The sequence below is a fragment of the Gelidibacter mesophilus DSM 14095 genome, from assembly GCF_000423005.1.
GTDB classification, from domain to species: Bacteria; Bacteroidota; Bacteroidia; order Flavobacteriales; family Flavobacteriaceae; genus Gelidibacter; species Gelidibacter mesophilus.
Genome location: NZ_AUHD01000005.1, coordinates 347,938 through 359,458 on the forward strand (window position 1 = coordinate 347,938; position 11,521 = coordinate 359,458).

Here is an 11,521-nt window from a genome sequence, read left to right on the forward strand (position 1 = left end):
TTAAATAAGATGAGATAACAATGCATGAGATTGTTTATTTTTGAATTCAGAAACTTCATTATGAGATTTTTTATCTATTTTTTCTTTTTCTATATAGTTGCCATAGGGCAGACTGATTTTCAAAAAACCGAACAGCTTTTCGCTAATAATCAGTTTTCGAAAGCACAGGGACTTATGGAAATCTATGTCAAAAACTATCCAAACGACGCCAAAGGGATTGAGCTTTTGGGAGATGCCTATGGACATCAGAAAAAATGGGATGATGCTATTGAAAATTATAAGAAACTAGTGGATCTCAGTCCCAAAACTGCCAACTATCATTATAAATATGGTGGCGCTTTGGGGATGAAGGCCTTGTCGGTTAATAAAATGAAAGCACTTGGGATAATTGGTGATGTAAAGCAGGCATTTATAACTGCAGCTGAGCTTGACCCTAAACATATTGACACCCGATGGGCATTGGTGGAATTGTATATGCAATTGCCTGGAATAATTGGTGGTAGCATGAGTAAATCACTGAAATATGCCGATGAGTTGCAGAACCTATCAAAAGTGGATGGCTATTTGGCGAAAGGATATATTTATGAATATGATAAGTCGCCAGAGATAGCAGAAAAGTACTATAAGCTTGCCGTTATTGAAGGCGGATCGTTAACTTGTTATGAGAAGCTGACCAATTTATATGTCGCTCAAAAGCAACCTGATAAAGCGATAGCCAATATGGAAGCTGCTCAGATCATGCACGGTAATAATGACTTAAATTATCAAATAGGGAAGTTGACCGCGGACTATAATACGCAATTGGACAAAGGCGAAAAATCTCTCCGAATATATATCACTAATTATTCAGCGGAAGATGATGTGCCAAAAGCATGGGCAAACTACCGATTGGCGCAGATTTACAAACAGCAACAAAATAAGAATGATGCTTTAAAGCACATTGATCTCGCTCTTGCTGAATTGCCAAAAAATGAAGATTTCAAGACCGAGAAATCGGCTATTTTAAAACTTTAGTTGAGCCACGAATACACGAATAATATTCTAGAGTTCCTGAAAAAGTTTTAAAACAGATGCCCTAGAGCCGACTAAAGCCATCGTGAAAGGGGATGGACAAACATTCGTGAATTCGTGGCAACGTAAATTTCTCAAAAGAAACCTCTGCGCAACTCCATGGTCCTCCGCGCAACTCTGCGAAACAATGTGAAGCACCTATCCACCTTCAAAACCCACATAAATCATTCGCAATTCGCATCAAAAAAACTATCTTTGAATTCTTCAAAATTAAACTATGAACGTACATTTTATAGCTATTGGTGGCAGTGCTATGCACAATCTTGCCATAGCTTTACACAATAAAGGTTATCAGGTAACAGGAAGTGATGATGAAATTTATGAGCCATCAAGGACAAGATTAAAGCAGAAAGGTTTACTCCCGGAAAGTGTTGGCTGGTTTCCTGAAAAAATTAATGCAACAATTGATGCCATCGTTTTGGGAATGCATGCCAAGGCCGATAATCCTGAACTTTTAAGAGCGCAGGAATTGGGTTTGAAAATTTATAGCTACCCAGAATTTCTATATGAACAATCCAAACACAAAACCCGTGTAGTTATTGGTGGGAGTCACGGAAAAACGACCATCACCTCCATGATTTTACATGTGATGCAATATCATGACAGAGATGTGGATTATATGGTAGGCGCCCAGTTGGAAGGTTTTGATGTGATGGTTAAATTGACGGATGATAATGATTTTATTGTTTTGGAAGGAGATGAATATCTAAGTTCGCCAATTGACAGACGACCAAAATTCCATTTGTATCAATCTAATATAGCATTGTTGAGCGGGATTGCTTGGGATCATATTAATGTGTTTCCGACATTTGAAGGCTATGTGGAGCAATTCAAGATTTTTGTGGATAGTATTGTCAAAGGCGGAAGTATCACTTATAATGAAGAAGATTTAGAAGTGAAACGGGTTGTGGAAGCTTCAGAAAATACCATCCGAAAACTACCTTACCATACGCCAGAATATTCTGTGGTAAATGGCGAAACACTTTTGGAAACTCCCGAAGGACCCTTGCCAATTGAAGTTTTTGGAAAGCATAATTTAAATAATCTTGCAGGTGCCAAATGGATTTGTCAACACATGGGTGTGGATGAAGACGATTTCTATGAGGCCATCGCCAGTTTTAAAGGCGCCAGTAAGCGTTTGGAGAAAATAGGAGAGGGAATGAACAGCATTGCCTATAAGGACTTTGCGCATTCGCCAAGTAAAGTTGAAGCCACTACCAATGCGGTTAAAGAGCAGTTTCCTGATAGAACTGTTGTTGCTTGTTTGGAGCTGCACACTTACAGCAGTCTAAATGCCGATTTCTTAAAGGAATATAAAGGTACTTTAGATGCTGCAGATGTTGCTGTTGTATTTTATTCGCCACATGCGGTAGAAATTAAAAAACTGAAAGAAGTAAGCCAAGAACAAATTGCCACTGCCTTTGAACGTGACGATTTGATTATTTATACAAATCCTGACGATCTTAAGAACTTTCTGTTTTCGCAAAATTTTGATAATAAAGTGCTGCTCTTGATGAGTTCTGGTACTTATGGCGGATTGGATTTTGAGGAAGTGAAGAATTTAATGGTTTAATTTTATAGTCTTACAGATAAAAAAACTAGTATTCAAATTTGTAATAATGCATAAAAAAAAAGCCATTCACGCTGCGTAAATGGCTTTTTAATACTGTGTGCTTTGTTTTATTTGATCTCAACCAATTCTAGTTCAAAAACTAAATCTTGACCAGCTAATGGATGGTTGCCATCCACTATAATATGATCATCTTTTACTTCAACAACTCTAAACTGGTGCTCTGTTCCATCAGGACCTTTAGATGCTAATCCCATCCCAACTTCTGGTTGGATTTCTTGTGGCAATTGGTCTTTTGTTACTTGATGAAATAGTTCTTTTTGAATATCGCCATAAGCTTCTTCCTTGGCAATTTCAACTGTTTTTTTATCGTTCACTTGCATATCAAGAAGGGCGTTTTCAAAACCCGGAATCAATTTTCCTTCACCAATAGTCACTTCTAATGGCTCACGTTCCAATGAACTGTCAAAGACCTGTCCGTTGGTTAATTTTCCTGTGTAATGTACTTTTACCGTATTATTCTTCTTTACTTGACTCATAAATTCTATTTAATGTTATTATCAAATACAAAATTATGATTTATATAGTGAATGCCAAGGTTTTGACGTTTTAATAGGTGTTTATTAAGAAAAGCTTAACGTAAAGTACTATTTTGTAAGATTTGGACATAATCTTGGAGTGTAAAAAATTGACTTTCAAGACCATTGTATACCTAAGTTTACGACCTCAAGAATTCAAATTAATTGTAATTTTGCTGTCTTAAGCGCAAACTGCGACTTGCTATGAAAGAAGAAAATAAAGATCAACAAGAACATCAAAAGGATTTAGAAGAGATTTCAAATAACCTGGAACAATCTAAGGGATATACTGAAATACTAAGCAGGGTTATTCATGAAGGGGAGGCGATTTTTAAAATCAAGAAAAAGGCCATCTTTTTCAGTGCCAGTATTGCGGGACTTGAAATAGGCTTCAGTTACGTTATGATTTGCGCATTGTTTTTTCTTTTGCAGGGGTCCGTTGATGATATTGTCATCTTTAGAATGTTCGGTTTGGTGTATCCATTAGGATTTATACTTGTTGTTTTAGGTAAATCCGCCCTATTTACTGAGCAAACTTCTGTCTTAGCGTTACCCGTACTTAACGGACAACGTTCCATTTGGGAAATGTTACAAATTTGGGGCATCGTTATTTTAGGAAACGTGGTAGGAGGTATCGTATTTGTTTTGAGCATTAACACTTTAGCATCAGAACTCGGTATTTTCAATCCAGAGGTCATGATCGCCATCGGTAGTCACGTCCTTGGACATGACTACTGGCTGATTCTATTAAGTGCAATTTTGGCGGGTTGGCTGATGGGACTGTTAACTTGGCTCATGAATAGTACCACGGAAATATTAACACGGATTGTTATAATTACCATGATTACCGGCACCATTGGATTTCTTGGATTCCACCATAGTATCGTGGGAAGTATAGAAGTATTTGGTGCGTTTTTGCACTCTAGTGACATAGCATTGACCGATTATCTTCTTTTTTTATTGATAGCCTTAATCGGTAATGGCATTGGGGGTGCCATTGTTGTAGGACTCTTTAAATATCGCGTTTTTGAATACAACTATAGCGCAGAACCAGAGGTTGATAGGTAATCAAATCGGATATAGAAGATTCACTGAGAAGCTACTTAAAAAATGGCAACGCCTTCCGTAGTAAATGAAAACGATTTGTTGCCCAAACCACCAATCATGACTGCTTGAAAAAGCGGATTGAGTTTTTCATTGCCATACCATTCAATTACGAAATTAGCGCCCGAACCACCCGTTTTATCTTCTTCATCCACAACATATTCTAAAGTTTCAAAAGTGTTGAGAAAAATGGGGGATTCTATATATTTTCTGACCAATTTTCCTTCAGTATTATAATAATCAATCCGGCTTATATATAGGGTATCGGTTTCGCTGGTATTATGAATGCTCAAAGTTGAGGTGAGCAAGGTCCTTTCGTTGCGTGTCCGTTGGTAAATATCAGAATAAACGGGCACGTACACTTTCTTTCTAGTATAGTTGCTATCCGTTTTTGTCGTTGGTCGTTCTATGGTATGATCTGTAGATATCAAATCCCTTTGTTCTTTTTGAGTTTTTTGATCGCATGCCATAATTAGGCTTAAAAATAGAAGAATAAGAGGTGTTGAATATTTCATGAGCAATATAGATTAAACAGATTTACGAAACTGTAGCATAGCAAATATAATGAAGAAATGTGTTTTTTAAGTCATCACTCATGAGTTATCCGTCCGCATTTCTTGGGTATCAGTCTTCAGCTTTCAGACCACGCGCTTCAATTATTGCCCTTCCAACTTCCCACTTCATGCAGCAACCTTCCCACTTCAAACTTCTCTCTATTCCAAAACTAAATGTTGAATAAAAAACTCCATCATTCTGCTCGTGTTCACAGCAGTATGCCCTTGATCAGGACCTACTTGTACCTCAAAACTTTTTTCTGCTTTTTGTAAAGCTTGAATCAACTGCAATGAATTTGCCGGGTGCACGTTATTGTCGTTTGTACCATAAAAGATCATTAATTCGCCTTTTAAATCGTTGGCATAGTTCATTAAACTTGAGGCTTCGTAACCTTCCAGATTGTTTTCCAATAGGTTCATATAACGCTCCGTATAGATATTGTCATAGTTTCTCCAGTCGGTTACGGCTGAATTTGCTACCGCAGCATGATAAACCTCAGGGAATCTCAATAAACTCATAGCCGCTGTTGTTCCTCCGTAAGAAGTGCCATAAACACCAACTTTGGTTTTATCAAAATAAGGACGGTCGTACAATGATTTTATGCCTTCGGCAAAATCGTCCATTTCTACAATTCCCAAATTCCCATATAATTTATCAAGCATTCTTTTTCCGCGTCCACCAACATTTCTACCATCCACACTAACCACTAAGAACCCGTATTCAGTCAAACGATTTGGAAGCTGAAAATTTTCGGAAAAAGCGTTGACTCCTGGGCCACCATAATTGTTCAATAATAATGGATATTTTTTTGAGGGATCAAACTGCGATGGAAAATGAATCACGCCGTGCAATTTGGTGACGCCATCAGCCGAAGTGAATTCAAAAGCTTCAACAGTTTTATAGCCCAGCTCATTGAATTTAGACAAATCGGTTTTTAAAAGTTCTGCAACCACTTTTCCTTTGTCGTCGACAAGATTCATGAAAGGAGGTATGTTATGAGTTTGTGCAATATCTATAAAATGTTTACCGGTAGGCGATAAATTGACAGCATGGTTGTAAGCTGGATCTGTTAATCGGACATCGTTTGAACCGTCAAATTTAACCCGATGCAATTGCATTTTCATATGATTGTCACCACTGGCCGCCATATAGTAGACAAGTTTTTTGGCTTCATCAACTTCAACAATGCGTTGGACTTCAAAATCATGATTGGTTAGTGTATTGACTAATTTTCCGCTGAAATTATATAAGTAATAGTTTTTAAAACCACTCCGCTCAGAAGCCCAAATAAAATGCTGTTTGTCTTTTAGCTTATAGAATTCTGGTGAATTTTCAGTAAAACTATGGAGCCATTCCTCTCTAACGACAACTCTGGTTTCTCCCGTCAAAGGATTGGCTGCTTTTAACTCCATGATATCCTGCTTCCGATTGGTGCTATGAAAAAGCAATTCTTTCCCGTCAGGGGTCCATTCTATATCATATAAATACGTGCCGATGGCGCCATCATTAAAAGGTTTGCCATCACGTGTGTCAAGAGTGACCGTTTTTTTTGTTTCTAAATCATACACCATTAAATCGACTGGTAAGTTTTTAGCGCCCACTTTAGGATAGGCTTCTATTTCAACCGAGTCTTGTATTTTTGTTTGATGATAAAGCACATAATACTTTTTGGCATCTTTTTCTTCAAAGCGATAAAAAGCAACTTTCTTACTGTCAGGAGACCACCACATGGCGGTGTTTTGACCCAGCTCTTCGCCGTAAACCCATGTTGCGATGCCGTATTTTACCTGATTTTCCTCATTGCCGTCATTGGTAATTGCTATCACGTTAGAATCATCAGGATTGCTGATGTACATGTTTCTATCTTTTGTAAAGGCTTTTAAACTGTTGTCAGGAGACATCGCCGATGCGTATTGTCTTCCACGCGCAGGTCTGTTTCCTCTGTTATAAGGAATTCTTGGCGCCGGTTTATAATCTTCAGATTTGATGACCTTTTTTTGTTTGACATCAAAAGTATGCGCAGTGTCATTGTCCACATAAGTGACTGTTTTTCCGTCGGCGCTCCATTCAATATGTGACGATAGTCGCGGCACAGCGCTAAAATATTGCGATGCCATTTTTTGATACTGATCGTATCCTGGCATATTTTTTATTTTATCTTGAGCGCTGCTCGAAATTACGCTCATTAAAAATAATGCTGCGAAAAATAATGGCGTGCTTGTCTTTGAAGATCTAAAATTCATTCGAATCATGTTAATTTGAATATATAGTAATACTATTTAAAATGGATAAAAGGCTTAAAGCGTTTCTTTGAGCCACTTAAAAAACTCACTTTGCCATACCAAAGCATTTTGAGGTTTTAAGACCCAGTGATTTTCTTCAGGGAAATAAACCAATTTGCTTTTAATACCTCTCAACTGTGCCGCTTGAAAAGCACTCAACCCTTGCTCAATAGGGACACGGTAATCCTTTCCGCCTTGGATGATTAAAATCGGCGTATCCCATTGTGAAACTTTGTAGATAGGATTAAACTCGTTATAGGCTTTCAGTGTGGTGTTGTTTTTTTCCCAATAGGCGCCACCAAAATCATGGTTGACGAAAAATAATTCCTCGGTAGTACCGTACATGCTTCGGGTATCAAAAACGCCATCGTGGGAAATAAAGGTTTTAAAGCGTTTTTCGTGAATCCCTGCTAAATAAAATACAGAATAGCCGCCATAACTAGCGCCAATGGCACCCAAGCGATCATTATCTACATACGGTTCTTTGGCAAGGTCGTCAATGGCTGATAGGTAATCGTCCATCACTTGTCCACCCCAATCTTTACTGATGGCTTCGTTCCATTCCACCCCGTGACCTGGCATGCCGCGACGGTTTGGTGCGACCACGATATAACCTTGCGAAGCCATTAGTTGGAAATTCCAACGGTAGGAATAAAATTGGGAGAGTGCCGATTGCGGCCCTCCTTGTGCGTATAATAAAGTTGGATATTTTTTGGAAGCATCAAAATTAGGGGGTAAAATAACCCAGACCAACATTTGTTTGCCGTCGGTGGTAGTGACATAGCGTTTTTCAACTTTTGGCAAATCGATACTGCTATATAAGTCCTTGTTGATATTGGTCAGTTGCTTTAAGCTTTTGTCCTTTATATTAAAACTGAAAATTTCGGCAGCATGGTTCATATCGGTTCGGGTCACCAAGAGCGTGTTATCTTTTTGGGCAATGATGCTGGTAATATCAAACTGGCCTTCTGACAATTGTTCCACAACTGGTGCGATACTTTTTCTGCCCGGATAATTTACTTTAAACAGCTGAATGGTTCCGTCAACCGGCGCTGTAAAATAAATCTCGTTGCCGTCCTTACTCCATAAAAAACTATTGACTGTACCATCCCATCTTTCGGTTAAATTCTGTTTAACGCCATTGTTCAATACTACAATATCATTTTTATCGGCTTCATAACCATCGGTTTTCATTTGTAACCAAGCTAAAGCGCCTTCAGAAGAAAAAGCAGGATTGGTATCATAGCCTTTGTTTTCTTTGGTGATGTTTTCGGTGGATTTAGAATCGAGATTGTATTTATAAATATCTGTATTTGTACTGGTAGCGTAGGCTTTGCCTTTTAGTTTTTTGCTAACGTAATAGATGTTTTTACTGTCTGGCGACCAGATATAATCTTCATCACCTCCAAATGGTCGTTGTGGTGTGTGAAAAGGTTCGTTGGGCATAATGTCCGTACCGTCAGCATCGTCGGTTTCCGCTTTTTTAAAGAATAAGTGGTTGTAACTGCCATCTTGCCACGTGTCCCAATGGCGGATGTCTAAATCAGAAAAAATATAGACATCAGATTTATCAAGATCTTTATAGAGGTCTGTTCCTTTTATAGCTTCAATAGGAACTTCCTTATGAAACAATTTGTAGTTTCCATCAGGTGACAAGTTTTTGTCTTTAGCCGTGGCATCTTCCTTTTTAATCTCCACTAAATCTCCGCCTGTAATCGGCATTTTATAGTATTTGGAGTCATAATTGTTCTCTTTGATATTGGGCGTTTTGACTTCAATAAAAATGGTGGAAACATCTTTGTCCAGCCCCATAACACTTAGGCGTTCTACTTTCCATAAGAGTTCAGGAGGCATTTTTTGTTGTGCGATCATTAAACTACTACTCAACATTAAACATATAATTAGGAGTGCATTTTTCATAAGGGTTCTTATTTATAATTGGAATCTTTTTATTGGATTTAAGTTCTGATTTTTTCATGACTAATTTGTAAGAAAAAATGTTATGTAATGACGCTGTTTTCCATTTTCTATTAAAGACTATAAATCTATTAAATTACTTTTGGTTAGGCACAGAAATTGCCCTAATTAAAAGCATTTAACAGTCTCGTGAAATGAATTAAAGTCGATTGTATTGGCTTTTCAAATAGGATTAGAAATTATATAAAGATAAAGTTTCTATACTGATCAGCTCACAACGTATTTAACAAAGACTAATGTGGGACACTCAATTTCCATCAGAAGATGTTATTTATTTTATCGGATGCTGGTCAAAAGCGTACTTAAATATGGAAACCACTAAACAGGCCAGCTTTAAAATGGTCCCAGTCCGAGAATATCGTATGAGCAATTAAAAAGACTACGATACATATAAAAAGTCGCAAATAAAATTTTTTCGATCGGATACTATTCGTGTTGTAGGTCATGTATTTTCGTTGTTAATAGTCATAACTAATTTTATCGTCAGTGTTGGTGATGTTCAAAATAACCTTATTCCCTTTGATTTTTAAGTTAGAAATGTCGAAGGAGGATTCTTTGGAAATAATGGCGAAACATTCTTCATTATTTTTCAGAGACAGTCTTAAATTTCTTTGAGGTGGATTGGATTCCATTAGTTCTCCGGAATCGATTAATTTAACTTCCCAGCTTTTCCCATCACATCCACTAGAGCTATAGTTAATGATGAGACAATCATTTACAATTTCTAAACTATTAATGGATAAAGCCGCTGAAGGAGCGTTTATGTACTCCTCTGGACTTATTATGGTTTTAAAGTCACAATTAATCGGATGGTCATCATTGTCATAGGAGCATCCCAAAGTTATAATCGCTATAAAAATTATGCTGAAGATACTTTTCATATTATAGTGTTTTAGTAAACATCCCTATTTTGTTATACTTTTTTTGCAATAGAACTTTCTAATTTTTGGTTCAATTGAGCTATATATACTTTATGTTCAATTAAAGTTTTTAAATCTGTCTCAAATGTTTTGGTCTTGTTCAAATTTGGAAACGCAATTTTATTTTTAGCAATTGAATTAGAAATAAAAATATTGAAATAATTATAAAGCAGAATCATTTTTTGGAAATAATCGGTTTTCACGATTTTTAAACCAATCCTTTCCGCTGTCCTTTGGTTGATAATGTAGCTTGTTCCACAAATTCTTAAATCACTATTTTTCGTATCCTCGTATGTTTCTATCATGCTCAATAATCCTTCCAAATATTGCTGTATGATGAAATCAGTACTTTGTTTTCCAGTCATTTTTTTATTAATTACGAAAACATAATCGAACAGAGTTCCACCGTGTATAGTTATAATGTCATTTTTTGGCTTTTCGGTTATAAAAAGAGGCGAATAATAAATTAGTCTTCCGCTTTTTTTCATCGAAGGTGTGTCGATAAATGATGCGATTAAGGAAAGAACGATTGGAAAAGTGAAAATTGCAATTAGATAAATTCCAGTTTTCCAAGACAGAAAAATTGATAAAAGTTTAATTGCCAATGCAGAAAGAACGATGACACTTTGGATTTTATTTTGCTCACTTTTTGACTTATTATAAAATCGATGTTTCAAGATGTTATTTTGTGTTGTTTTTGCAATTAATGTGCTAAATAGTATAAGATTAAATTGTTCCAACGTTGAACTGCTTGTTGAAGATCTGCATTGTTTTTTCAGTTAAAATGTTGCCATAAGGAGTTTTCGCTATTGACAAAAAAATTCCATTTAATCTACATAGGTTTCTCTTATTATATCTTTACATTTTTGTATGTCAGATGTCGACAGTTGGTCAAACGTTTTTAATACTCGAGATTTGTCAATTGTACGAATTTGGTCAATTGCAATCATTCCCTTTTTTCCGTTGTGCTTTACCTTAATTCTGGTCGGATAATGATTCATGTTCTTTGTCATTGGTGCAACTACAATGGTCCTTAAAAATTTGTTAATCTCGTTGGGTGAAATAATAACACAAGGCCTTGTTTTTTTAATTTCGCTTCCAATAGTTGGGTCAAGATTTACAAGTACAATTGAATACTGTTCTAATTCCATTCCTCAAAATTTTCTTCCTCGAAAACATCATTGAATAATAAACGGTCATCATTATTATCTCGCATTTCTTCAAATTCTTTTTCCCAATTTTTTCTCGGAGTACTAATTGGCTTGAGGATTATATGTCCTTTTTCTAAAATCATTTCGACTTTGTCATGTATGTTATACTTTTCTAAAACAGTTTTACTTAAACGTAAACCTTTTGAATTTCCGATTTTTATAATAGCTATTTCCATAATTTTACTTTTGTAATTACAAAGTTATCACAAATAGTGTAATCCGCAAATTTTTCAGTATTAAACGCCATTAGTAT

At 36.4% G+C, this 11,521-nt stretch carries 11 protein-coding genes; 3 read left to right on the forward strand and 8 right to left on the reverse strand.

Features of this window, described 5'->3' with window-relative positions; translation table 11 throughout:
* Positions 1–60 precede the first annotated feature (60 nt).
* Positions 61–1,014: a tetratricopeptide repeat protein gene (locus tag G525_RS0106775; protein WP_035479241.1), complete on the forward strand. Its 954-nt coding sequence runs from the start codon at positions 61–63 to the stop codon at positions 1,012–1,014.
* A 274-nt stretch (positions 1,015–1,288) separates the two neighbouring features.
* The gene (locus G525_RS0106780) at positions 1,289–2,644 is read left to right on the forward strand and encodes a UDP-N-acetylmuramate--L-alanine ligase (RefSeq protein WP_027125482.1); all 1,356 of its coding nucleotides are present in this window, start codon (positions 1,289–1,291) and stop codon (positions 2,642–2,644) included.
* 107 nt (positions 2,645–2,751) lie between these two features.
* Here G525_RS0106780 and G525_RS0106785 read toward each other — a convergent pair whose 3' ends face one another.
* Complete coding sequence (locus tag G525_RS0106785) at positions 2,752–3,180, reverse strand: FKBP-type peptidyl-prolyl cis-trans isomerase (protein WP_027125483.1); 429 nt, start codon at positions 3,178–3,180, stop codon at positions 2,752–2,754.
* 243 nt (positions 3,181–3,423) lie between these two features.
* On the opposite strand from G525_RS0106785, the gene G525_RS0106790 reads away from it, so the two are divergent.
* Positions 3,424–4,287, forward strand: coding sequence for a formate/nitrite transporter family protein (locus G525_RS0106790; RefSeq protein WP_027125484.1), 864 nt, complete (start codon positions 3,424–3,426; stop codon positions 4,285–4,287).
* A gap of 35 nt (positions 4,288–4,322) precedes the next feature.
* Here G525_RS0106790 and G525_RS0106795 read toward each other — a convergent pair whose 3' ends face one another.
* From G525_RS0106795 to G525_RS0106825, 7 genes are all read right to left on the reverse strand, one after another.
* Positions 4,323–4,838 (reverse strand): DUF3124 domain-containing protein, encoded by a 516-nt coding sequence (locus G525_RS0106795; protein ID WP_027125485.1) that lies wholly within the window; start codon positions 4,836–4,838, stop codon positions 4,323–4,325.
* Between the two features lie 198 nt (positions 4,839–5,036).
* Positions 5,037–7,121 carry a S9 family peptidase gene (locus G525_RS20490; protein WP_084647724.1) on the reverse strand — a complete coding sequence of 695 codons (2,085 nt, stop codon included), beginning with the start codon at positions 7,119–7,121 and terminating at the stop codon, positions 5,037–5,039.
* 54 nt (positions 7,122–7,175) lie between these two features.
* Positions 7,176–9,080, reverse strand: a complete 1,905-nt coding sequence (locus tag G525_RS0106805) for a S9 family peptidase (RefSeq protein WP_027125486.1) — start codon at positions 9,078–9,080, stop codon at positions 7,176–7,178.
* 515 nt (positions 9,081–9,595) lie between these two features.
* Entirely contained in the window at positions 9,596–10,018 is a 423-nt protein-coding gene (locus G525_RS0106810; protein ID WP_027125487.1) for a hypothetical protein, read from the reverse strand.
* Between the two features lie 32 nt (positions 10,019–10,050).
* A complete protein-coding gene (locus tag G525_RS0106815; RefSeq protein ID WP_245577744.1) occupies positions 10,051–10,797 on the reverse strand; it encodes a hypothetical protein in 747 nt (248 codons plus the stop codon).
* Between the two features lie 87 nt (positions 10,798–10,884).
* On the reverse strand, positions 10,885–11,208 hold the full coding sequence (locus tag G525_RS0106820; protein ID WP_027125489.1) for a type II toxin-antitoxin system PemK/MazF family toxin: 324 nt from the start codon (positions 11,206–11,208) through the stop codon (positions 10,885–10,887).
* The gene (locus G525_RS0106825; RefSeq protein WP_027125490.1) at positions 11,199–11,444 is read right to left on the reverse strand and encodes an AbrB/MazE/SpoVT family DNA-binding domain-containing protein; all 246 of its coding nucleotides are present in this window, start codon (positions 11,442–11,444) and stop codon (positions 11,199–11,201) included. Before G525_RS0106825 ends, G525_RS0106820 begins: the two co-directional genes overlap by 10 nt.
* Positions 11,445–11,521: the final 77 nt, after the last annotated feature.